This window comes from Klenkia brasiliensis, assembly GCF_900100695.1.
Lineage (GTDB): Bacteria > Actinomycetota > Actinomycetes > Mycobacteriales > Geodermatophilaceae > Klenkia > Klenkia brasiliensis.
Map to the genome: position 1 here is coordinate 14,687 of NZ_FNCF01000008.1, position 22,523 is coordinate 37,209.

General features: G+C 74.0%; 19 protein-coding genes. 13 read left to right on the forward strand and 6 right to left on the reverse strand.

Annotated elements, in window-relative coordinates:
• Window positions 1-46 precede the first annotated feature (46 nt).
• Entirely contained in the window at window positions 47-622 is a 576-nt protein-coding gene (locus BLT39_RS19845; RefSeq protein WP_131801525.1) for a hypothetical protein, read from the forward strand.
• 87 nt (window positions 623-709) lie between these two features.
• Here BLT39_RS19845 and rpsD read toward each other — a convergent pair whose 3' ends face one another.
• Entirely contained in the window at window positions 710-1,324 is a 615-nt protein-coding gene (rpsD, locus tag BLT39_RS19850; RefSeq protein ID WP_091068225.1) for a 30S ribosomal protein S4, read from the reverse strand.
• A 55-nt stretch (window positions 1,325-1,379) separates the two neighbouring features.
• On the opposite strand from rpsD, the gene BLT39_RS19855 reads away from it, so the two are divergent.
• Complete coding sequence (locus BLT39_RS19855) at window positions 1,380-2,147, forward strand: DUF2470 domain-containing protein (RefSeq protein WP_091068228.1); 768 nt, start codon at window positions 1,380-1,382, stop codon at window positions 2,145-2,147.
• Here the strand turns inward: BLT39_RS19855 and BLT39_RS19860 are convergent.
• From BLT39_RS19860 to BLT39_RS19870, 3 genes are all read right to left on the reverse strand, one after another.
• Entirely contained in the window at window positions 2,110-3,714 is a 1,605-nt protein-coding gene (locus BLT39_RS19860) for an ABC-F family ATP-binding cassette domain-containing protein (protein WP_091068230.1), read from the reverse strand. The two genes, BLT39_RS19855 and BLT39_RS19860, sit on opposite strands and share 38 nt — an antisense overlap.
• 225 nt (window positions 3,715-3,939) lie before the next feature.
• On the reverse strand, window positions 3,940-5,862 hold the full coding sequence (locus BLT39_RS19865; RefSeq protein WP_091068233.1) for an AAA family ATPase: 1,923 nt from the start codon (window positions 5,860-5,862) through the stop codon (window positions 3,940-3,942).
• The gene (locus BLT39_RS19870; RefSeq protein WP_091068237.1) at window positions 5,859-6,836 is read right to left on the reverse strand and encodes an aldo/keto reductase; all 978 of its coding nucleotides are present in this window, start codon (window positions 6,834-6,836) and stop codon (window positions 5,859-5,861) included. The genes BLT39_RS19865 and BLT39_RS19870 overlap by 4 nt, the downstream gene beginning before the upstream one ends.
• 52 nt (window positions 6,837-6,888) lie before the next feature.
• Between BLT39_RS19870 and BLT39_RS19875 the strand changes: the two genes are divergently transcribed.
• The 6 genes from BLT39_RS19875 to BLT39_RS19900 are packed head-to-tail and all read left to right on the forward strand — an operon-like array spanning window position 6,889 to window position 12,175.
• Window positions 6,889-7,704 carry an undecaprenyl-diphosphate phosphatase gene (locus BLT39_RS19875; RefSeq protein ID WP_091068241.1) on the forward strand — a complete coding sequence of 272 codons (816 nt, stop codon included), beginning with the start codon at window positions 6,889-6,891 and terminating at the stop codon, window positions 7,702-7,704.
• A gap of 9 nt (window positions 7,705-7,713) precedes the next feature.
• Window positions 7,714-8,418 carry a histidine phosphatase family protein gene (locus BLT39_RS19880; RefSeq protein WP_091068245.1) on the forward strand — a complete coding sequence of 235 codons (705 nt, stop codon included), beginning with the start codon at window positions 7,714-7,716 and terminating at the stop codon, window positions 8,416-8,418.
• A 10-nt stretch (window positions 8,419-8,428) separates the two neighbouring features.
• On the forward strand, window positions 8,429-8,980 hold the full coding sequence (locus tag BLT39_RS19885) for a DUF3090 family protein (protein WP_091068249.1): 552 nt from the start codon (window positions 8,429-8,431) through the stop codon (window positions 8,978-8,980).
• A gap of 32 nt (window positions 8,981-9,012) precedes the next feature.
• A complete protein-coding gene (locus BLT39_RS19890) occupies window positions 9,013-9,852 on the forward strand; it encodes an SCO1664 family protein (protein WP_242658568.1) in 840 nt (279 codons plus the stop codon).
• 49 nt (window positions 9,853-9,901) lie between these two features.
• Window positions 9,902-11,149: a cysteine--1-D-myo-inosityl 2-amino-2-deoxy-alpha-D-glucopyranoside ligase gene (gene mshC, locus BLT39_RS19895; protein ID WP_091068253.1), complete on the forward strand. Its 1,248-nt coding sequence runs from the start codon at window positions 9,902-9,904 to the stop codon at window positions 11,147-11,149.
• A gap of 3 nt (window positions 11,150-11,152) precedes the next feature.
• Window positions 11,153-12,175, forward strand: coding sequence for an HD domain-containing protein (locus BLT39_RS19900; protein WP_091068257.1), 1,023 nt, complete (start codon window positions 11,153-11,155; stop codon window positions 12,173-12,175).
• 99 nt (window positions 12,176-12,274) lie between these two features.
• Here BLT39_RS19900 and BLT39_RS19905 read toward each other — a convergent pair whose 3' ends face one another.
• Window positions 12,275-13,132 carry a PAC2 family protein gene (locus tag BLT39_RS19905; protein ID WP_278247020.1) on the reverse strand — a complete coding sequence of 286 codons (858 nt, stop codon included), beginning with the start codon at window positions 13,130-13,132 and terminating at the stop codon, window positions 12,275-12,277.
• A 151-nt stretch (window positions 13,133-13,283) separates the two neighbouring features.
• Between BLT39_RS19905 and metH the strand changes: the two genes are divergently transcribed.
• Together metH and BLT39_RS19915 are read left to right on the forward strand one after the other, a co-directional pair.
• Window positions 13,284-17,084 carry a methionine synthase gene (gene metH / locus BLT39_RS19910; RefSeq protein WP_242658569.1) on the forward strand — a complete coding sequence of 1,267 codons (3,801 nt, stop codon included), beginning with the start codon at window positions 13,284-13,286 and terminating at the stop codon, window positions 17,082-17,084.
• Between the two features lie 14 nt (window positions 17,085-17,098).
• Entirely contained in the window at window positions 17,099-17,788 is a 690-nt protein-coding gene (locus tag BLT39_RS19915; protein ID WP_242658570.1) for an HAD family hydrolase, read from the forward strand.
• Between the two features lie 77 nt (window positions 17,789-17,865).
• On the opposite strand, the gene BLT39_RS19920 is transcribed toward BLT39_RS19915, so the two are convergent.
• On the reverse strand, window positions 17,866-18,804 hold the full coding sequence (locus BLT39_RS19920) for a RecB family exonuclease (protein WP_165640346.1): 939 nt from the start codon (window positions 18,802-18,804) through the stop codon (window positions 17,866-17,868).
• 67 nt (window positions 18,805-18,871) lie between these two features.
• Here BLT39_RS19920 and BLT39_RS19925 point away from each other — a divergent pair, with 67 nt between their 5' ends.
• From BLT39_RS19925 to BLT39_RS19935, 3 genes are all read left to right on the forward strand, one after another.
• Window positions 18,872-19,762, forward strand: coding sequence for a tRNA (adenine-N1)-methyltransferase (locus BLT39_RS19925; protein ID WP_278247021.1), 891 nt, complete (start codon window positions 18,872-18,874; stop codon window positions 19,760-19,762).
• A gap of 188 nt (window positions 19,763-19,950) precedes the next feature.
• Window positions 19,951-21,672, forward strand: coding sequence for a proteasome ATPase (arc, locus tag BLT39_RS19930; RefSeq protein ID WP_242658571.1), 1,722 nt, complete (start codon window positions 19,951-19,953; stop codon window positions 21,670-21,672).
• A 3-nt stretch (window positions 21,673-21,675) separates the two neighbouring features.
• Window positions 21,676-22,518 carry a septum formation family protein gene (locus BLT39_RS19935; RefSeq protein WP_131801526.1) on the forward strand — a complete coding sequence of 281 codons (843 nt, stop codon included), beginning with the start codon at window positions 21,676-21,678 and terminating at the stop codon, window positions 22,516-22,518.
• The last annotated feature ends 5 nt before the right edge of the window (window positions 22,519-22,523 follow it).

A 22,523-nucleotide genomic window follows, 5' to 3' on the forward strand; every position in this document is an offset into this window, starting at 1 on the left:
GGCGGTGTCAGCCAGGTGTCACCTGCACGCCGTCTCGATGTTGATCATGGAGTTGGCGCACGGGGACACGCCGGGGCTCGGCGTGTCCCGGTTGCCGAACTGCATGATCAACAGGAGCCGGACGGCCGGACGAGCGATCATCCCGCTCATGGGCTGGGCGATCGGGGCCGTCGTGGTGCTGCTCCTCGGCATGCCGCTGGCCGCTGTCTGGTGGAGCCGTCGCACCTTCTGGTCCCGGCTGCGGCCCGGCAAGGAGCGGGACCCATTCGGCGACACGATGCGTCGACACGAGCTCGGGGCGGCCGCGATGGCCCGGGTGGAGGACGCCGTCCTGTGGGGCAGGCGACTGGAGGACCCCGCCGAGCGCGCCGCCGTCGTCGACCTGGTCCAGGCCGGTCTGCCGCGACCGTTCCTGGAGGGCCGCAGCACCTGGGTGGTCGTGGCCGTCGTCATCTGGGGCACGGCCGTCGCGGCCATGGTCGTCTTCGCGGTCGTGGACGGCCGGTGGGGCGACGTCAACTGGTTCACCCTGGTGTGGCTGGCCCCGGCCGTGTGGATGGCGGGCAACACGAGGCGTGCGATCCGCCGCAACTCCGACCCGCCGGCCACTGACGCACCGTGATCATCGGGTCGGTGCCGCCGACATGCCGGTGCGCGGCGTGTCCGCGGGCGACGACCCCATGATCGCGAACGGGAAGGCTTGCGGGGCTCAGCGGGAGTAGTGCTCCACGACCAGCTGCTCCTCGCACTGCACCGGGATCTCGGTGCGCTGGGGGCGGCGGGCGACGAAGCAGGTCAGCTCGGCCAGCCGGACGTCGAGGTACCCCGGCGCCTGCGCGTGGGCGCCCGAGGCCGCGACCTGGAAGGGCTGCTTGCTGCGGCTGCGCTCGGCGATGGCCACGACGTCGCCGGGCTCGACCCGGTAGCTGGGCCGGTCGACGCGGCGGCCGTTGACGGTGACGTGCTGGTGGGTGACCACCTGGCGGGCCTGGTAGATCGTGCGGGCGAACCCGGCACGCAGCACGGTGGCGTCCAGCCGCGACTCCAGGTCCAGCAGCAGCGCCTCGCCGGTCTTGGCGCCGGTGGTGCGCCCGATCTTCTTGGCCCGGTCGAAGGCCAGCCGCAGCTGCGTCTCGCTGACGTCGTACTGGGCGCGCAGCCGCTGCTTCTCCAGCAGCCGCGTCTTGTAGTCGCTGGTGTTCTTCCGCTTGCGGCCGTGCTCGCCCGGCGGGTAGGGCCGGCGCTCGAAGTACGCCACGCACTTCGGCGTGAGCGGGATGCCCAGCGCGCGGGAGAGACGGACCTTCGGACGAGGGGTGTTCACGGTGCCTCCTGGTTCGGTTAGGCTCACCTTACCCACACCGAGAGGCAGAGCCGCGATGACGTCCACCACGCCCGCCGTCCGTCCCACCGCCGCCGAGCGCGCCCGCACCGTGGCCTGCCGCCCGTCCGCCGCGGTGTGCGCCGCCGGCGTCTCGGGCACCCGGGTGCTCGCGCACGCCACCACCGGCGCCGGCCAGGTGTTCCTCGTCGTCCCCGCCGACGGCGAGCTCGCCGCGGCGGTCGGCGCCGCGCCCGAGGGCGACCTCCCCGCGCTGCTGATGGTCACCGACCACGCCCCGGTGCCGCTGCGCGACCCGGTGCGCGCGCAGCTGTGGCTGTCGGGCTGGCTCACCCCCGTCCGTGCCGAGGACGAGCGGGCGGTCACGCTCGCCTTCGCCGACGCGGTGCCGGCCGGCGCGCTGCTGGACGTGGGGACGACGGCGACGCTGCTGCGGCTGGACCTCGCCGAGGTGGTGCTCGGCGAGAACGGCGACACCGTCGAGGTCGACCCGGACGCCTACGCCGCCGCCGGCCCCGACCCGCTGGTGGCCGTGGAGGCGAACGCGCTGCAGCACCTGGACGCCGACCACCCCGCCGAGCTGGACCTGCTGCGCTCCCGCATCCCGGGGGACTGGCTGGCCGAGGGCGACGTCGTCCGGCCGCTGGGCCTGGACCGGGCCGGCTTCCGGCTGCGCATCGAGTCCACCCGCGGCCACCGCGACGTCCGGGTGCCCTTCGACGTCCCCGTGACCACCGAGGCCGACCTCGGCCCGGCGGTGCACCGGCTCATGTGCGCGGCGCGCCGCTGCTGCCGGCAGGGCTGAGCGCCACCCGGCGGTCCAGCCGCAGCTCGGCGAGGAACCGCTCGTCGTGGCTGACCACCACCAGCGCGCCCTCGTAGGCCCCGAGCGCGTCGACGAGGTGGCCGGTGCCGGCCAGGTCCAGGTTGTTCGTCGGCTCGTCGAGCAACAGGAGCTGCGGCGCGGGCTCGGCGAACAGCACGCAGGCCAGCACCGCGCGCAGCCGCTCGCCACCGGACAACGCCCCGACCGGCAGGTGTGCCCGTGCGCCGCGGAACAGGAACCGGGCCAGCAGGGTCAGCCGCTCCGCCTCCGGCCGGTCCGGCGCAGCGGCCGCCAGCGCGTCGGCCACCGTCGTCCCCGGGTCGAGCAGGTCCAGCCGCTGGGACAGGTAGGCCACCCGCCCCCCGGCCCGGGTCACCGTGCCGCGGTCGGGGGCGAGGGCGCCGGCCAGCACCCGCAGCACGCTGGTCTTGCCCGAGCCGTTCCCGCCGGTCAGGGCCACCCGCTCCGGGCCGCGCAGCGCCAGGTCGAACCCACCGGGGAACAGGCCGCGGACGTCGACCCCGACCGCGTCCACCACCGTCCGCCCGGCCGGGACCCGGGTGCCGGGCAGCTCCAGGGCGATCGAGGCGTCGTCGCGCAGCGCGGCCTCGGCGCTCCGCAGCCGGGCGTGCGCCTCGTCCACCCGGGCGCCGTGCGTGCCGTCCGCCCGGCCCGCCGACTCCTCGGCCCGCCGCTCCCGCGCACCCAGCAGGATCGTCGGGATGCCGGCGTCCGGTGCCCGGCGGGCCGCGGACGCGCCGCGCCGCTCGGCCCGCTCCCGGGCCTCCTGGCGCTCCCGCCTCTCCCGGCGCAGCGCCTGCTCGGCCCCGCGGACGTCGCGCTCGGCCGCGGCCTGCTCGGCGGTGACGACGGTCTCCCACGCGGTGAACCCGCCGGCGACGGTGCGCAGCGAGCCCCGGGTCAGCTCGGCCGTGCGGTCCATCCGGTCCAGCAGCTCCCGGTCGTGGCTGACCACCAGCAGCGTGCCGGCGAAGGAGTCGACGACGCCGACCAGCCGGTCGCGCTCGGTCCGGTCCAGGTTGTTGGTCGGCTCGTCGAGCAGCAGGACGTCGGGACGGCGCAGCAGCTGGCCGGCCAGCCCGACGGCGACCACCTGGCCGCCGCTGAGCGTGCCGAGCTCCCGGTCCAGGCCCACCCCGCCCAGGCCCAGCCGGTCCAGCTGCGCGGCGGCGCGCTCCTCGACGTCCCAGTCCTCGCCGATGACCTCGAAGTGCGCCGGGTCGGCGTCGCCGGACTCGACCGCCCGGACCGCGGCCAGCACCGGGGCCACGCCGAGCGCGTCGGCCACCGTGCCCGAGGCGGTCAGCGGCAGGTCCTGCCGCAGCCAGCCGAGGACGCCGTCGACGGCCACCGAGCCGCCGGTGGGGGACAGCTCGCCGGCGACCAGCCGCAGCAGGGTCGTCTTGCCGCCGCCGTTCGGCGCGACCAGGCCGGTGCGGCCGGGGCCGACGGTCGCGGTGACGCCGTCGAGCACCGGGGTGCCGTCGGGCCAGGAGAAGGACAGCGCGTGCAGCGTGATGGGCACGGGTGGACCTCGCGGGGGTGTCGCCGGGGGAGGGGACGGGGCGAGGTCGTCAGCGCACGGACCCGATGCTGCCGCAGCCTCGGCGGCCCCGCACCCCCTTTTCCGCGTCGCCCGCCGCTCCCACGCCCGCCCAGGACCGTCGATCGACGGTCACCGACCACTTCGCCGCTGGAATGAGCAGCCAGCGTCGATCGACGGTCGCCGGAGCGCGGCGTCCGGGGCGGACTAGGCCTCGAGGTGCTCCCGAAGCAGCGACGCCAACCTCGTCCGCCTCGGCTTGACGTCGACCTCCCGCACGGCCCGTGCCAGGGCGGCGCCGCTGGCGTGCACGATCGACAGGTGCCGCTGCGCGCGGGTGAGCGCGGTGTAGACCAGCGGCCGCGACAGCATCCCGCCCGCCTCAGGGGGCAGCACCACCACGACGCCGGGCCACTCCGAGCCCTGCGCGCGGTGCACGGTGATCGCCCAGCCGTGCTTGAGGTCCGACAGCGCCGAGGTGGGCACGGTGCACGGCCCGGAGCTGAAGTCGACCGACAGCGTGCCGTCGCCGGTGCCGGTGACCACGCCGACCTCGCCGTTGGCGAACCCGATGGGCTCGAGGTCCAGGTGGTTGGCGGTGGCCACCACGCGGTCGCCGACGTCGAAGCCCCACACCGTGCCGTCGCCCGGGTTCAGCTCGGCCTTGAGCGCCTTGTTCAGCTCGATCGTCCCCGCCGGGCCGCGGTGCACCGGGGTGACCACCTGGACGGCGGCCGGGTCGATGCCCAGCACCCGCGGGATCGAGTCGGTGACCAGCTGCACCACGCGGCGGGCGGCCTCGCCGCTGCCCTGCGCCGGCACGATGACCACCTCGCGGTCCCTGGACTCCACCTGCACCAGCTCGCCGCCCCGCACGCCGGTGGCCAGCGTGGCGATCGCGCCGCCGGCGGCCTGCCGGTGCAGCGTGGTCAGCTCGGTCACCGGGACCACACCGGAGTCGATGAGGTCGCCCAGCACGTGGCCCGGCCCGATCGAGGGCAGCTGCGCGGGGTCGCCGACCAGCAGCAGGTGGGTGCCCTCGGGGCAGGCCTCCAGCAGCGCCGCGGTGAGCTCGACGTCCAGCATCGACGCCTCGTCGACCACCACCACCTCGGCGTCCAGCGGCCACTCCTCGTTGCGGGAGAAGCCGCCGGTCATGCCCTGCGCGCCCAGCAGCCGGTGCACGGTGGTCGCCGGGTGGTCGGTCAGCTCCTCCAGCCGCTTGGCCGCGCGGCCGGTCGGGGCGGCGAGCGCGACCTCGACGTCCTTGCTCTGCAGCAGCTTGACCACGCTGGCGACCGTGCGGCTCTTGCCGGTGCCCGGGCCGCCGGTGAGCAGCGAGACCCCGGCCGAGAGCACCTGGACGACGGCCTGCTTCTGCGCCGGGTCCAGGCCCTGGGCGACGCTCTTCGCCGCGCCGGCCGGCGCCAGCGGCTCCGCGGTGGCGGCCAGGCGGGCGATGCCCTCGGCGACGGCGTCCTCGGCCATGCCGTAGCGGGCCAGGCTGAGCGTGCGCAGCGCCGGGTCCGGCTCCTCCTCGGACTCCGGGTCGAACGGCGGTTCGTGCTCCAGCACGTCCCCGGAGTCGACGGCGGCCAGCACCGCGGCGGCGACGTCCTCCACGCCCTCGGCGCGCAGCGCGGTGACCACCTGGTCCACCGGCAGCACGGTGTGGCCGTCGCGGCTGGCGGTGCGCAGGGTGAGCGCGACCAGCGCCCGGCCGCGGCGGCTGTCCTGCCGGTCGGCGCCGTTGAGCACCGCGATGGCCAGCCGGTCGGCGTCGGCGAGGGTCACCTGGTTCATCAGCAGCAGCCGCCAGGGGTCGTCCCGCAGCCGGCGGCCGGCGTCGGGCCCGAGGACGTCGCCCACGCCGGCGGCGAGCTTGGCCTGCAGGCCGGCGGCCACCAGCATCTCGACGACCTCGTAGGCCGGTGCCGCCGACAGGAAGGAGGAGAACAGCCGCTCGGCGCGCTGGCGGCCGACCCGGGGCAGCTTGACCAGGTTGTCGGCGGTCACCTGCTCCGGGCGCACGATGCCGGCGCCGGGCAGCTCGGCGGCGGCGCGCTTGCCCAGGCCGGGCCAGAGGCCGGCGGCGGTGAAGGCGGCGAAGACGGGGTCGGGTGCGGTCATCCGGGGCGGCGGTCGGGGTACGAGGTGTGCGGCGCGGACACCTCGTCCAGCGCGAAGCGGATCGCCGCGGGCAGGGTCACGTCCTCGGCGTCGAGGCTGACCTGCAGCTGGGCCGCCGTCCGGGCACCGACGACGGGGGCGACGACGCCGGGCCGGTCGCGCAGCCAGGCCAGCGCCACGGCCAGCGGCACGGTGTGCAGGCCCTGCGCGGCCGTGCAGACCGCCTCGACCACCCGGTCGGTGTCCTTCGAGCGCAGGCCGTCGACGAACGGCGACCACTGGGCCGACGCGCCGCGGCTGTCGCTGGGCGTGCTGTGCCGGTACTTGCCGGTCAGCAGCCCCCGGCCGAGGGGGGACCAGGGCAGCAGGCCGATCTCCAGCGCCTCGGCGGCCGGGACGACCTCGCGCTCGACGCCGCGCTGCAGCAGGGAGTACTCGACCTGGCTGCTCACGATCGGGGCCCGGCCGGGCCACGCGCGCTGCCAGGTGGCGGCCTGCGCGGTCTGCCAGCCGGTGAAGTTGCTCACCCCGACGTAGCGGGTGCGGCCGCTGCTGACCGCGGTGTCCAGCGCCGCCAGGGTCTCCTCGACCGGGGTGTGCTCGTCCCAGGAGTGCAGCTGCCACAGGTCGACGTGGTCCAGGCCGAGCCGTTCCAGGGAGGCGTCCAGCGCCGAGAGGAGGTGGCCCCGCGACGCGCCGCGGCCCATGGCGCCGGTGCGCGTCCGGCCGACGGCCTTGGTCGCCACCAGCACGTCGTCCCGGGGGACGACGTCGGCCAGCAGCCGGCCCAGCGTCCGCTCCGACTCGCCGTCGGCGTAGACGTCGGCGGTGTCGACCAGCGTGCCGCCGGCGTCGACGAAGGCGGTCAGCTGCATCGCGGCCTCGTCCTCGTCGGTGTCGCGGCCCCAGGTCATCGTGCCCAGCGCCAACCGGGAGACCACCAGGCCGCTGCGCCCCAACGCCCGCTGTTCCACGAGGGGTCAACCTACCGGGACCCCGGAGGTCCGGACCGTAGGCTGCCGCCCCGTGGGTTGGGTTGAAGCCGTCGTCCTCGGGCTCGTGCAGGGCCTCACCGAGTTCCTGCCGATCTCCTCCAGTGCGCACCTACGGGTGGTCGGCTCGGTGTTCGGCTGGGACGACCCGGGTGCGGCGTTCACCGCGATCACCCAGATCGGCACCGAGCTGGCCGTGCTCCTGTACTTCCGGCACGACATCTGGTCGATCATCCGCACCTGGGTGCTGTCGCTGCGGGACAAGGAGCTGCGCAGCGAGCCCGACGCCCGCATGGGCTGGCTGATCATCATCGGGTCGGTGCCGATCGTCGTCCTCGGCCTGCTGTTCCAGGACGCCATCGAGACCACCTTCCGCGACCTGCGGATCATCGCCATCGCGCTGGTCGTGTTCTCCCTGGTGCTCTACTTCGCCGACCGGATCGGCTCGAAGCAGCGCCAGCTCACCGACCTGACCGTGAAGCACGGCATCCTCTACGGCCTCGCGCAGGCCGCCGCGCTCGTCCCCGGGGTGTCCCGGTCGGGCGGCACGATCACGATGGGCCTGTTCCTCGGCTACTCCCGCGCCGCGGCCGCCCGCTACTCGTTCCTGCTGGCCATCCCCGCCGTCCTGGGCTCGGGGTTCTTCCAGGCCTACGAGTCCCTGGGGTCGGGCATCGAGTGGGGCCCGACCATCGTGGCCACCGTCATCGCCTTCGGCGTGGGGCTGGCGGTCATCGCCTGGCTGCTGCGCTACCTGGAGCGCGGCACCTTCACCCCGTTCGTGGTCTACCGGGTGGTGCTGGGCCTGGCGCTGCTCGCCGCCGTCGGCGCCGGGCTGCTCACGCCCTAACCTCCAGGGGTGACCACAGTCATCCTGCTCCGCCACGGCCGGACGACGGCGAACGCCGCCGGGGTGCTGGCCGGGTGGAGCCCCGGCGTCCGCCTGGACGAGAAGGGGCAGGAGCAGGTGGCCGCGGTCGGCGCCCGGCTGGCCGGCGTCCCGCTGGCCGCGGTGGTGTCCAGCCCGCTGGAGCGCTGCCAGCAGACCGCCGGGGCGGTCGTCGCCGGCCGGGAGCTGGAGCTGCAGACCGACGACCGGCTGGGGGAGTGCCGCTACGGCGACTGGACCGGCCGGCCGATCAAGGAGCTGCTCAAGGAGCCGATGTGGAAGGTGGTGCAGCAGCACCCCTCCGCCGCGGTCTTCCCCGGCCCCGAGGGCGAGCCGCTGGCGCACACGCAGGCCCGCGCCGTGGCCGCCGTCCGGGAGTGGAACGCGACGCTCGGGCCGGACGCCGTGTGGCTGGCCTGCACGCACGGCGACGTCATCAAGGCGGTCCTGGCCGACGCGTACGGCATGCACCTGGACTCCTTCCAGCGCATCGTCGCCGACCCCGCTTCCATCTCGGTGGTGAACTACACCGACACCCGGCCGTTCGTGCTGCGGGTCAACGACACCGGCGGTGACGTGAGCGGGCTGATCCCGCCGAAGAAGCGCGGCCGCCGCACCCGCAAGGCCTCCTCCGACGCCGTCGTGGGCGGGGGCGCGGGCCCGTCCGGCGCGTAACCTCGTCGCCGTGCCACGCCAGGTCTACCTCTTCGAACGCCCCGTCCGCTTCGTCGCGGGCACCGTCGGCCAGCCCGGGGACCGCACCTTCTACCTGCAGGCCTCCGACGAGGCCGGGCGGGTGATCAGCGTCGCGCTGGAGAAGTCGCAGGTCGAGGTGCTCGCCGAGCGGATGAGCGAGCTGCTCGACGAGATCGCCACCCGCGCCTCCACCGTCGTCCCCCCGGACGCCGACGTCGACGACCTCGACCCCCTCACCGCCCCCGTGGACGAGGAGTTCCGCGTGGCGGCCATGGGCCTGGCCTGGGACGGCGAGGCCCAGGCCGTCGTCGTGGAGGCCGTGGCCGCGGGCGAGGAGCCCATCGACGAGGACGCCATCCTGTCCGACTCCGACGAGGGCCCCGACGCGCTGCGGGTGGTCATCACCCCGGCCGCGGCCCGCGGGTTCGTCGCCCGCGCCCGCCGGGTGGTCTCGGCCGGCCGGCCCTCGTGCCCGCTGTGCTCGATGCCGCTGGACCCCACGGGGCACGTCTGCCCGCGGCAGAACGGGTACCGGCGCTGACCGGACCCGAGCCGCGGACGGGGGACGAGCTGGTGGACGCCTACCTCGACGGCGAGCTGGACGACCTGGCCGAGGACGACGACGAGCACGAGGACGAGGACGGCGAGGAGACCCGCGAGGTGGAGGGGCTGGCCTTCGACCACGGCGACCGGCGTTCCCCGGCGGGCGACGCCGAGGCCCGCACCCTGCTGCTGGACGGCGAGCTCGACCTGGAGGGCCGGCTGCTCGACGCCTCCAACGTCACCCTGATCGGGGCGATCCGCACCCCGGAGCTGGCGGGGGAGTGCGTCTACAAGCCCGTCCGCGGCGAGCGGCCGCTGTGGGACTTCCCGGACGGCACCCTCGCCGGCCGCGAGATCAGCGCCTACCTCGTCTCGGAGGCCACCGGCTGGCGGGTCGTGCCGCCCACCGTGCTGCGCGACGGTCCCTTCGGCCCCGGCATGGTGCAGCTCTGGCAGCACGCCGACCCCACGGTCGAGATGACCACCTTCGTCCGGCGCGACCACCCGGCGCTGCGCCGGATGGCGGTGTTCGACGCGGTGGTCAACAACGCCGACCGCAAGGGCGGCCACATGATCCCGATGGCCGACGGCCACGTGTACGGCGTCGACCACGGCATCTGCTTCTCGCCCGACCCCAAGCTGCGCACCCTGCTGTGGCGCTGGGCCGGCACGCCGCTGACCACCGAGGCGGTGGAGGTGCTGGAGCGGCTGCAGGACCAGCTGCGCGACGACCTGGGGGAGCAGCTGCACGAGCACCTGACCCGCACCGAGGTCCGGCGCACCCAGCAGCGGGTCGCGGACCTGCTGCGCACCGGCCGGCACCCCGAGCCCAGCGGCGACTGGCCCGCCCTGCCCTGGCCGCCGTTCTAGGCCTGCCCTTCCGGTCCCCGCCGTCGGACCCCCGCCGTAGGCTCGGGGCGTGCTGAGCTGGCCCGCCCCCCTCCTGCCCTCCCTGCCCGGGAACGGCCCCGCCCTGCGGTTGCACGACACCGCGCGCCGCGAGGTCGTGCAGACCGAGCCGGGTCCCACGGCGAGGATGTACGTCTGCGGCATCACGCCCTACGACGCCACCCACCTCGGCCACGCCGCCACCTACCTGGCCTTCGACCTGGTCAACCGGCTCTGGCGCGACCTGGGCCACGCGGTGCACTACGTGCAGAACGTCACCGACGTCGACGACCCGCTGTTCGAGCGGGCGAACCGCGACGGCGAGGACTGGATCGTGCTCGGCATGCGCGAGACCGCGCTGTTCCGGGAGGACATGACGGCGCTGCGGGTGCTCCCGCCCGAGGACTACGTGGGCGCCGTCGAGGCCATCCCGCAGATCGTCGCCCACGTCGAGGAGCTGCAGTCTGCGGGCCTGGCCTACACCCTCGACGACGGCACCGGCGACGTCTACCACGACATCGCGCAGGCACCCGGCTTCGGCGGGGAGAGCGGCTACGACGAGCCCACCATGCTGCGGTTCTCCGCCGAGCGGGGCGGCGACCCCGACCGGCCCGGCAAGCGCAACCGGCTGGACCCGCTGCTGTGGCGCGGCGCCCGTGAGGGCGAGCCGTCCTGGCCCGGCCCGCAGGGCGTCGCCGGCCGGCCCGGCTGGCACGTCGAGTGCGCCTCCATCGCGCTGGGCACCATCGGCATGGGCTTCGACGTGCAGGGTGGCGGCAGCGACCTGGTCTTCCCGCACCACGAGTTCTCCGCGGTGCACGCCGAGGCGCTCACCGGCACCAAGCCGTTCGCCCGGGCCTACGTGCACGCCGCGATGATCGGCCTGGACGGCGAGAAGATGAGCAAGAGCCGGGGCAACCTGGTGTTCGTCTCCCGGCTGCGCGGCGACGGCGTCGACCCGATGGCCATCCGGCTGGCGCTGCTGAGCGGCCACTACCGCACCGACCGGGCGTGGACCCCCGACCTGCTGGCCGACGCCGAGCGGCGGCTGGCCACGTGGCGCGAGGCGGTCACCCGCCGCTCGGGTGCCTGCGCCGCCGAGGTGCTGGTCGCCGTCCGGGAGCGGCTGGCCGACGACCTGGACTCGCCGGGGGCCATCGCCGTGCTGGACGCCTGGGCGACCGCGACGCTGTCCGGCGGCGACGCCGCGGAGCAGGACGAGGGCGCCCCCGACGTGGTGCGCGACGCCGTGGACGCCCTGCTCGGCATCGCCCTGTAGCCGGTGGCCACGTTCCGGCTCACCGACCGGGCCGCCCGCGAGCGGGCCGAGCAGCAGCTCGCGCCCGGGGCCGCCCGGTCCACCGCCGGGCGGGGCCGGGTCCGGCCGGAACCGGAGGACCCGCTGCGGACGGCGTACGAGCGCGATCGCGACCGCATCCTGCACGCCAAGGCCTTCCGCCGGCTCAAGCACAAGACGCAGGTCTTCCTGCACCCCGACGGCGACCACTTCGTCACCCGGCTGACCCACACCCTGCAGGTCACCCAGGTGGCCCGGTCGCTGGCTGCGGCGCTCGGGCTCAACGAGACGCTCGCCGAGGCCATCGCGCTGGGCCACGACGTCGGGCACTCGCCGTTCGGGCACATCGGCGAGGAGGCGCTGGACCCCTATGTCCCCGGCGGCTGGCACCACGCCGCGCAGGGCGTGCGGATCGTGGAGCGCCTGGAGGACCTCAACCTGACGTGGGAGGTCCGGGACGGGGTGCGGGCGCACAGCTGGAAGATCGACCCGCCGCCGACCACCCGCGAGGCCGAGTGCGTGCGCTACGCCGACCGGATCGGCTACCTGTCCCACGACGCGCTCGACGCCGTCCGGGCGGGGGTGCTGGCTCCCGGTGACCTGCCGGCGCGGGCGCGGGAGGTGTTCGGCGAGCCGGGCAGCCAGATGGTCGGCGCCATGATCGACGCCGTGGTGGCCGGCAGCCTGGCCGACGGCGGCCGCGTCGTGATGGCCCCGGAGCCGCTGGAGGCCATGCACGAGCTGCGGGCGTTCATGTTCGAGCGGGTGTACGGCTCGGAGGTCGCCGCCGGGCAGAAGCACGTGGCGGTCGACGTGATCCGGCGGCTGGTGGAGCACTACCTGGCCCACCCCGAGCAGATCCCCGACAGCTACCGGGACACCGAGGCCGACACGATGACCCAGGTCGTCGACCACGTCACCGGCATGACCGACCGCTACGCCCTCACCACCCACGACCGCCTCTTCGGCCAGGACGCCACCGCCCTCATGCGCCCGCTGTTGCCCTAGCGGTCCTCCGCGGCCGTGATCATGGGGTCGTGGCCACCGGGCACGTCGGCGCCGGCGCGTCGCACGGCGACGACCCCATGATCAACGGGCCGGAGCGCACTATCCGCGGTCGCGGCGCTTGAGGTAGCGCTCGAACTCGCGGGCGATCTGGTCGCCGTCGGCGTCGGCCAGGTCGGTCTCGGTGGCCTTCTCCTCGAGCGCGCGCACGTACTCCACGACCTCGTCGTCGTCGGCGGCCATCTCGTCGACGGTCTTGACCCACTGCGCGGCCTGCTCGGTCAGCCCGTCCATCGGGACGGTGACCTCAAGGACCTCCTCCACCCGGTGCAGCAGCGCGACGGTCGCCTGCGGCGAGGGCGGCTGGGAGACGTAGTGCGGGACGGCGGCCCAGAAGCTCACCGCCGGCAGCCCCGCCTGCACGCACGCGTCCTGGAACACGCCCAGGATCCCGGTCGGCCCGGAGTACTTCGAGGTCTCCAGGCCCCAGGTGCGGGCGGACTCGGCGTCGTAGGCGGACCCGGTGACCGGGGTCGGCCGGGTGTGCGGGGTGTCGGCCAGCAGCGCGCCCAGCGCGACCACGGTGGTGGCGTCGAGCTCGGTGAGGATGCCGATCAGCTCGGCGCAGAACCCGCGCCAGCGCATGTTGGGCTCGATGCCGCGGACCAGGACGACGTCGCGGTCGCTGCCGGCGGGCCGGCGGGCCACCGAGATGCGGGTGGTGGGCCACTCGATGCGGCGGCTGACGCCGTCGACGAGGCTGACGGTGGGGCGGTTGACCTGGAAGTCGTAGTAGTCCTCGGGGTCCAGCGCGGCCAGCGGCTCGGCGTCCCAGATGAGCTCCAGGTGCTCCAGCGCGCCGGTGGCGGCGTCCCCGGCGTCGTTCCAGCCCTCGAAGGCCACCACGACGACGGGATCGATGAGGCGGGGCAGGTCGGAGCCGGACATGGGGTCGATCACCCCTCCGAGCCTACGTCGCCCGCGCTGCTCCGCCGCCCGACCGGCCGGACGTGCGACCATGGTCGGCGACCGGTCGCACCGCGGAGCCCCGCAACGCTGCTGGCTCGCCCCCGCGCGAGCAGCTCCCGTTGACACCGCCCGTGAGGATCCCGTGCCCGACATCCCCGCTGCCGTCCGTCCCGACGCCACCGACCAGCTGCGTGCCCTGCTGGCGCAGCGGATCCTGGTCCTCGACGGCGCGATGGGCACCGCCATCCAGCGCGACCGGCCCGATGAGGCCGGCTACCGGGGCGAGCGGTTCGCCGACTGGCCCACCGAGGTGCAGGGCAACAACGACCTGCTCTCGATCACCCAGCCGCAGATCATCCGGGCCATCCACGACGAGTACCTGGCCGCCGGCGCGGACCTGCTGGAGACCAACACCTTCAACGCCACGGCCATCTCGCTGGCCGACTACGGCATGTCCGCCCTGGCCTACGAGCTCAACGTCGCCAGTGCCCGCCTCGCCCGCGAGGCCGCCGACGCCGTCGCCACCCCGGACCGGCCCCGGTTCGTCGTGGGCGCCATCGGGCCCACCAGCCGGACGGCGTCCATCAGCCCCGACGTCAACGACCCCGGCGCCCGCAACGTCACCTTCGACGAGCTGGTCGAGGCCTACCGGGAGCAGGCCGAGGGCCTGGTGGACGGCGGGTCCGACGTCCTGCTGGTGGAGACGATCTTCGACACGCTCAACGCGAAGGCGGCGATCTTCGCGCTGGAGTCGCTGTTCGAGGACCGGGGCCGCCGGTGGCCGGTGATGATCTCCGGGACCATCACGGACGCGTCCGGGCGCACCCTCTCGGGCCAGGTCACCGAGGCGTTCTGGAACTCGGTGCGGCACGTCCGGCCGCTGCTGGTCGGGCTCAACTGCGCGCTGGGTGCCGCCGAGATGCGGCCCTACATCGCCGAGCTCTCCCGCGTCGCCGACACCTTCGTGTCCTGCTACCCCAACGCCGGGCTGCCCAACGCGTTCGGCGAGTACGACGAGGCCCCGGACGAGACCGCCGCGGTGCTGCAGGAGTTCGCCGAGGCCGGGTTCGTGAACCTCGTCGGCGGCTGCTGCGGCACGACCCCCGCGCACATCGCGGCCATCGCGGGCGCGGTCGAGGGCTTGGCGCCGCGCACCCCGCCGGAGGTGGTGCCGGCGCTGCGGCTGTCGGGCCTGGAGCCGCTGGTCGTCGTCCCGGAGTCGCTGTTCGTCAACGTCGGCGAGCGGACCAACATCACCGGCTCGGCCCGCTTCCGGAACCTGATCAAGGCCGGCGACTACCCGGCCGCCCTGGCGGTGGCCCGCCAGCAGGTCGAGGCCGGCGCGCAGGTCATCGACGTCAACATGGACGAGGGCATGATCGACGGCGTCGCGGCGATGGACCGCTTCGTCAAGCTGATCGCCGCCGAGCCCGACATCAGCCGGGTGCCCACGATGGTCGACTCCTCCAAGTGGGAGGTCATCGAGGCCGGCCTGAAGTGCATCCAGGGCAAGGCCGTCGTCAACTCCATCTCGCTGAAGAACGGCGAGGAGGAGTTCGTCCGGCAGGCCCGGCTGTGCCGCAAGCACGGCGCGGCGGTCGTGGTCATGGCCTTCGACGAGCAGGGCCAGGCCGACACCCTTGAGCGGCGGCAGCGGATCTGCCGGCGCGCCTTTGACGTGCTGGTCGACCAGGTCGGCTTCCCGGCCGAGGACATCATCTTCGACCCGAACGTGTTCGCCGTGGCCACCGGCATCGAGGAGCACGCCCGCTACGGCCTGGACTTCATCGAGGCCACCGCCTGGATCAAGCAGAACCTGCCCGGTGCCCTGGTGTCCGGCGGGGTGTCCAACGTGTCGTTCAGCTTCCGCGGCAACAACACCGTCCGCGAGGCCATCCACGCGGTCTTCCTCTTCCACGCCATCCGCGCCGGCATGGACATGGGCATCGTCAACGCCGGGGCCCTCGAGGTCTACGACGAGGTGCCCGCGGAGCTGCGCGACCGCATCGAGGACGTCGTCCTGGCCCGCCGGCCGGACGCCACCGAGCGCCTGCTGGAGATCGCCGGTGACCACGCCGGCGACGGCAAGGCGCGGGAGGTGGCGACCGAGGAGTGGCGGTCGCTGCCGGTGGGGGAGCGGATCACCCACGCGCTGGTCAAGGGCATCGACGAGTTCGCCGAGAGCGACACCGAGGAGCTGCGGCTGGAGATCGCCGCCCGCGGCGGCCGGCCGATCGAGGTCATCGAGGGCCCGCTGATGGACGGCATGAACGTCGTCGGCGACCTGTTCGGCGCCGGCAAGATGTTCCTGCCGCAGGTGGTGAAGAGCGCCCGGGTGATGAAGAAGGCCGTGGCGCACCTCGTGCCGCACATCGAGGCGGAGAAGCAGCCGGGGGACGCCGGCCGCAGCAACGGCACCGTGGTCATGGCGACGGTGAAGGGCGACGTCCACGACATCGGCAAGAACATCGTCGGCGTCGTCCTGCAGTGCAACAACTACGACGTCGTCGACCTCGGCGTGATGGTCCCGGCGCAGAAGATCCTGGACGCCGCCAAGGAGCACGGCGCCGACGTCATCGGCCTGTCCGGGTTGATCACCCCGTCACTGGACGAGATGGTCGGGTTCGCTGCCGAGATGGAGCGGCAGGGCTTCGACATCCCGCTGATGCTCGGGGGCGCCACCACCTCCCGCGCGCACACCGCGGTCAAGGTGGACCAGCGCTACCACGGCCCGGTGATCTGGGTGAAGGACGCCTCGCGGTCGGTCCCGGTGGTGGCCGCGCTGCTGTCGGACGAGCAGCGGCCCAAGCTGCTGGAGAGCACCGAGGCCGACTACGACGCGCTGCGCGAGCGGCACGCCGCGCGGGAGGACACCCGGGCGCTGCTGCCGCTGGCCGCCGCGCGGGCAGCCGCCCCGGAGATCGACTGGTCCGATTACCGCCCGCCGCGGCCGCACCTGCTGGCCCGCCAGTCGCCCGAGGCGTGCACCGGGCCGGTGTGCGACCACCGCGGCGGCCACGTCACGCAGACCACGAAGGTGTTCACCGACTACCCGCTGGCCGAGCTGCGCGACTACATCGACTGGCAGCCGTTCTTCAACGCGTGGGAGATGCGCGGCCGCTTCCCCGACATCCTCAACAACCCCGCCACCGGCGAGGCCGCGCGGCGGCTCTACGAGGACGCCAACGCGATGCTCGACCGCGTCGTCGAGGAGAAGTGGCTGCGCGCCGCGGGCGTGGTCGGGCTGTTCCCGGCCGCCCGGGTCGACGGCGTCGAGGACATCACCGTCTACGCCGACGACGCCCGCACCGAGGTTGCCGCCACCTTCCACCACCTGCGCCAGCAGGGCGAGGGCCGGGACGGGTCGCCGCGCAAGTCGCTGGCCGACTTCGTCGCCCCCGCCTCCACCGGCCTGCGCGACCACGTCGGCGCGTTCGCCGTCACCGCGGGCCTGGGGTCGCAGGAGAAGGTCGCCGAGTTCAAGGCCGCCCTGGACGACTACTCGGCGATCATGCTGGAGGCACTGGCCGACCGGCTCGCCGAGGCCTTCGCCGAGCGGCTGCACGAGCGGGTGCGCACCGACCTGTGGGGCTACGCCCCCGACGAGGACCTGGACGGCGAGGCGTTGCTCGCGGAGAAGTACCGTGGCATCCGGCCAGCCCCCGGCTACCCGGCGTGCCCCGAGCACACCGAGAAGCAGACCATCTGGCGCCTCCTCGACGTCGAGGACGCCATCGGGGTGAAGCTGACCGAGTCGATGGCGATGTGGCCCGGCGCGTCGGTCAGCGGGCTGTACTTCTCCCACCCGCAGTCGCAGTACTTCGTGCTCGGCCGGCTGGGCCGCGACCAGGTCGCCGACTACGCCGCCCGCAAGGGCTGGACGGTGGCCGAGGCGGAGAAGTGGCTGGCGCCCAACCTGGGCTACCGGACCGAGGACGAGTGACCGGAAGGACCCCCGTGGCCCCGACGACCCTGCAGGCCGTGCTCTTCGACATGGACGGCACCCTGCTGGCGACCGAGCAGTACTGGGACGAGGCGCTGGCCGAGCTGGCCGCCGGCTGGGGCGGCGCGGTGTCGGCCGCCGCGCTCGCCTCGACGGCCGGGGTCGACCTGGACGGCGCGATGGCGATCGTGCGCCGGGACGTCGGGGTGACGCGCACGCCGGCCCAGGCGCAGGAGGACGCGGCGTGGGTGATCGCCCGCGTCACCGCCCTGATGGCCAGGTCGGTGACCTGGCAGCCCGGCGCCCGGGAGCTGCTCACCGCCTGCCTCGCGTCCGGGGTGCGGACCGCCCTGGTCACCACCACCTACCGGCCGCTGGTCGAGCTGGTCCTGGGGCACCTGCGCGCCGATCTCGGCACCGAGCCGTTCGAGATCACGGTCTGCGGCGACGAGGTGCCCGCGCTCAAGCCCGACCCGGCGCCCTACCTGCAGGCGCTCGACGCCCTGGGGCTCGGGGCCGGTGTCTGCGTGGTCGTGGAGGATTCGCACACCGGCAGCCAGGCCGGGCTGGCCGCGGGCTGCCGCGTCCTGGTCGTGCCGCACGGCCAGGTGCTGCCGAGCACGCCCGGGCTCACCGTCGGCGACACCCTGGTGGGCGTCGGCGTCGAGCACCTCGAGGCGTTGCCGCACCCCGCCGTCGTCTGAACCCTGCGCGTCCGACCCCGCCGCCGCTCGACCCCGCCGCCGCTCGACCCCGCCGCTGCCCGGTCCCGCCCGCCCCGTCAGCCGACCACCTCGACCGGCAGGGTGGTGCGCCAGCCGGCGGCCGCCGCGGCCTCGGCCGGGAACGGCGGGGGAGTGCCGCCGAAGGACGGGCAGAAGGCCTGGTGGTCGCACCAGCTGCACAGCCGGCTGCGGTTGGGCCGGAAGTCACCGGTCTCCACCGCCTTGCCGATCGCGGCCCAGATGGCCTGCAGCGTGCGCTCGAAGCGCAGCAGCTCGGCCTCGTCGGGGGCGTAGGTCAGGACGTCGCCGTCCTTGAGGTAGATCAGCTTCAGCTGGGCCGCCACCACGCCGCGGGTGCGCCACAGCACCAGCGCGTAGAACTTCATCTGGAACAGCGCCTTGGCCTCGAAGGCCTCGCGCGGCATGCCGCCGGTCTTGTAGTCGACCACCCGCAGCGCGCCGTTGCGCGCGACGTCGAGGCGGTCGACGTAGCCGCGCAGCAGCAGGCCGTCGGGCAGGGTGACCTCGACCAGCTCCTCGCGGCCGTGCGGCTGGATGCGGGTGGGGTCCTCGAGCCGGAAGTAGGTCTCGACGAGGGTGCCGGCCGAGGCCAGCCAGCTCTCCAGGCTCTCCGCCACCGGCTCGCCCTCGGCCGGCTCGAACAGCTCGGCGACGCCGGCCTCCTCGCGCAGCTCCGCCCAGGCCGGCTCCACCAGCTCGCGGGCCGCGGCGACCGTGCGCTCGGCCGGGGGCAGGTCGTACAGGCGCTCCAGGACCGCGTGCACCAGGGTGCCGCGGACAGCCGCGCGGGACTTGCGCTCGGGCAGCCGGTCGATGGTGCGGAACCGGTAGAGCAGCGGGCAGGTCTTGAAGTCGGCTGCGCGCGACGGGGACAGGGACGGGCGGCGCGGGGTGGTGTCGGCCGCCGTCGTCCGCTGGTCGGCCGGGTCGGCCGCGAGGTCGGTGACGTCCATCGCCAGCTCCGTCGTCGTCATGGCGGCCACGGTAGGTGCCGGGTACGACAGAACGGGCGCACCGACCCGCTCCGTAGTCTCGTCGGACGTGGAACCCCAGCCCGACCAGCCCGCCGTCCTCCCCGCCGCCGCCGACACCCCCGTGCGGGAGCCCGTCGACGGTGCCTTCGAGGTCGGCGACCGGGTGCAGCTGACCGACCCCAAGGGCAACATGCACACCGTCGTCCTGACGCCGGGCAAGCAGTTCCACACGCACAAGGGCGCCATCGAGCACGACCACCTCATCGGGGCACCCGAGGGCTCGGTGGTGCACTCGACCAACAACACCGGCTACCTTGCGTTCCGGCCGCTGCTGGCCGACTTCGTGCTGTCCATGCCTCGCGGGGCGCAGGTGATCTACCCCAAGGACGCCGCCCAGATCGTCGGCTTCGGCGACATCGGTCCCGGCATGCGGGTGCTCGAGGCCGGGGCCGGGTCGGGGGCGCTGTCGTGCTCCCTGCTGCGCGCGGTGGGCAGCAGTGGCCACCTGACCAGCTACGAGCGCCGGGAGGACTTCCTCGACGTCGCCCGCGGCAACGTGGAGACGTTCCTCAAGGAGGTCCCGGCGAACTGGTCGCTGCGGCTGGGCGACCTGGACCAGCACCCGGCGACGGAGACCGTCGACCGCGTGGTGCTGGACATGCTCGAGCCGTGGGCGGTGCTGCCCACGGTCGCGGCCGCGCTGCGCCCGGGCGGGGTGCTGATCGGCTACGTGGCCACCACCACCCAGCTGTCCAGCTACGTCGAGGCGCTGCGGGCACAGGCGTGCTGGACCGAGCCCTACGCCTGGGAGTCGATGAACCGGCCCTGGCACGCCGAGGGCCTGGCCGTCCGCCCGGAGCACCGGATGGTGGCGCACACGGCCTTCCTGGTCACCTGCCGGCGGCTGGCCGAGGGGGCCGTCGCCCCGCTGCGCGCGCGCAAGGTACGCCGCTTCTGAGACCCGCCGGGCGGGTGGGACGAGCCGTTGCGCGCCCGTCACGGAGCAGACCTGCGGCGCGGGCGTTCTGTCGTACGGCGTGGATACAGTGACGGCTCGGCAGCCCCTGACGTGTGCGGAGGTGCGTGATGGGTTCTCTCGGGCCTGATGAGTTCCGGGCGCGACGTGATCGAGACGTCGCCTCGCTGGTGAGCCAGATCAGCTACCTCGAGGAGGAGATCGGTCTCCTGCGCCGCAAGGTGTCCGACAGCCCCCGGCAGGTGCGTGCGCTCGAGGAGCGCGTGGCCGAGGCCGAGGGCCGGGCGGCGTTCCTTGCCGAGCGCAACGACAAGCTCAGCGAGACCCTGCGCGGCGCCCGCGACCAGCTGGTGCAGCTCAAGGAGGAGATCGAGCGGCTCGGGCAGCCGCCGTCGGGCTACGGCGTCTTCCTGGGCCGCTTCGACGACGGCACGGTCGACGTGTTCACCGGGGGCCGCAAGCTGCGGGTGTCGGTGTCCCCGGCGGTCGACGTCGAGGGCCTGCAGTACGGCCAGGAGCTGATGCTCAACGAGGCCATGAACGTGGTCGAGGCGCGCGGCTTCGAGCGCTCCGGCGACGTGGTCATGCTCAAGGAGCTGCTGGAGCCGGTCGAGGGCCAGTCCCGCCGCGCCCTGGTGGTCGGGCACACCGACGAGGAGCGGGTGGTCCAGCTCGCCGACTCCCTCACCGGGCAGAAGCTGCGGGCCGGCGACTCGCTGCTGCTGGAGTCCCGCTCGGGGTTCGTCTACGAGCGGATCCCCAAGAGCGAGGTCGAGGAGCTGATCCTCGAGGAGGTCCCCGACATCGACTACGGCGACATCGGTGGGCTGTCCCGGCAGATCGAGCAGATCCGCGACGCCGTCGAGATGCCGTTCCTGCACAAGGACCTGTTCAAGACCTACGAGCTGCGCCCGCCGAAGGGCATCCTGCTGTACGGCCCGCCCGGGTGCGGCAAGACGCTCATCGCCAAGGCGGTGGCCAACTCCCTCGCCAAGCAGATCGCGGTGGCCCACGGCGCCGAGGAGGCGACCCGCGCGCGGTCGTACTTCCTCAACATCAAGGGCCCCGAGTTGCTGAACAAGTACGTCGGCGAGACCGAGCGGCACATCCGGCTGGTCTTCCAGCGGGCGCGGGAGAAGGCCAGCGAGGGCGCGCCGGTCATCGTGTTCTTCGACGAGATGGACTCGATCTTCCGCACCCGCGGCACCGGGGTGAGCTCGGACGTGGAGTCCACGATCGTGCCCCAGCTGCTCAGCGAGATCGACGGCGTCGAGGGCCTGGAGAACGTCATCGTCATCGGCGCCTCCAACCGCGAGGACATGATCGACCCGGCGATCCTGCGGCCCGGCCGGCTCGACGTGAAGATCAAGATCGAGCGGCCGGACGCCGAGGCCGCGCGGGACATCTTCACCAAGTACCTGACGACGACGCTGCCCATCCACTCCGACGACCTGGCCGAGCACGGCGGCAGCCGCGAGGCCACCATCGCCGGGATGATCCAGTCGACCGTCGAGCGCATGTACACCGAGAGCGAGGAGAACCGCTTCCTCGAGGTGACCTACGCCAACGGCGACAAGGAGGTCCTGTACTTCAAGGACTTCAACTCCGGCGCCATGCTGCAGAACATCGTCGACCGGGCGAAGAAGATGGCCATCAAGGACCGCCTGGAGACCGGCGTCGACGGGCTGCGGGTGGGCCACCTGATGGCGGCGTGCGTGGACGAGTTCAAGGAGAACGAGGACCTCCCGAACACGACCAACCCCGACGACTGGGCGCGCATCTCGGGCAAGAAGGGCGAGCGGATCGTCTACATCCGCACGCTCATCAGCGGCAAGGGCAACGAGTCCGGGCGCGCGATCGACACGGCCACGAACACCGGCCAGTACCTGTAGTCCGTGCGGAGGGCGGTGCTGGCGGTCGGCGCCGCCCTCCTGCTGGCCGGGTGCACGTCGACCGTCGACGGCGTGGCCAGCCCGGCCCCGGTGACCGCCCCGACACCGGGCGACGACCCGATGCTCGAGGCCCCGGCGGTCGGCACGTGCCACGACGTCGAGTCGGCCTACGAGCCGCTGGACGTGCCCGACGTCGTCGACTGCGGCGACCGGCACACCGCCGAGACGGCCGCGGTGGTCGACACGGGGCTGGCGGTCGACGCCGCCTACCCCACGCAGGACGACCTGGACGAGGGGTACCTGGGCGACGCCTACGACGAGGTCTGCAGCTACGACACCGTGGACGACTACCTGCGGGCCGGCCCCGGCGACCTGCTCTACGCCGATTACACGCAGGTCCTCCCGACCCCGGAGCAGTGGGCCCGCGGTGCCCGGTGGGTGGCCTGCGACGTCACCTACGGGTACAGCAGCCCCGAGCCGGCACCGGGGCGGATGGCCGGCGTGATGGAGTCCGGCGACACCGCGGCCTACCGCGCTTGCCTGGTCGGCGACCCGGTCGACAACGACGTCGTCCCCTGCTCCGAGCCGCACTGGGCCGAGCGCATCAGTGGCTACCCCGACGTCCCCGAGGGCACCCCGTTCCCGGCCGACCAGGCCGCCCGGGCGGTGATCGCCGAGCAGTGCCGGCCCGACGCCGTCGACCACCTCGACGGGCCGCTGCCCCCCGAGGTCGCCCTCGACATCACCACCGACGACCCCGCCGACTGGGCGTCCTTCCCGTACCCCACCTGCGTGCTCGTCGCCGCGGGCGGCGGCAGCACGACGGGCTCGTTCACGGACTCATAGGGTGG

Bases quoted from the DNA above. Each gene is read 5' to 3' on its own strand.
- BLT39_RS19845 (WP_131801525.1), top strand. From the start codon at position 47: ATGGAGTTGGCGCACGGGGACACGCCGGGGCTCGGCGTGTCCCGGTTG.
- BLT39_RS19855 (WP_091068228.1), top strand. From the start codon at position 1,380: ATGACGTCCACCACGCCCGCCGTCCGTCCCACCGCCGCCGAGCGCGCC.
- BLT39_RS19865 (WP_091068233.1), bottom strand. From the start codon at position 5,862: ATGACCGCACCCGACCCCGTCTTCGCCGCCTTCACCGCCGCCGGCCTC.
- BLT39_RS19920 (WP_165640346.1), bottom strand. From the start codon at position 18,804: ATGACGACGACGGAGCTGGCGATGGACGTCACCGACCTCGCGGCCGAC.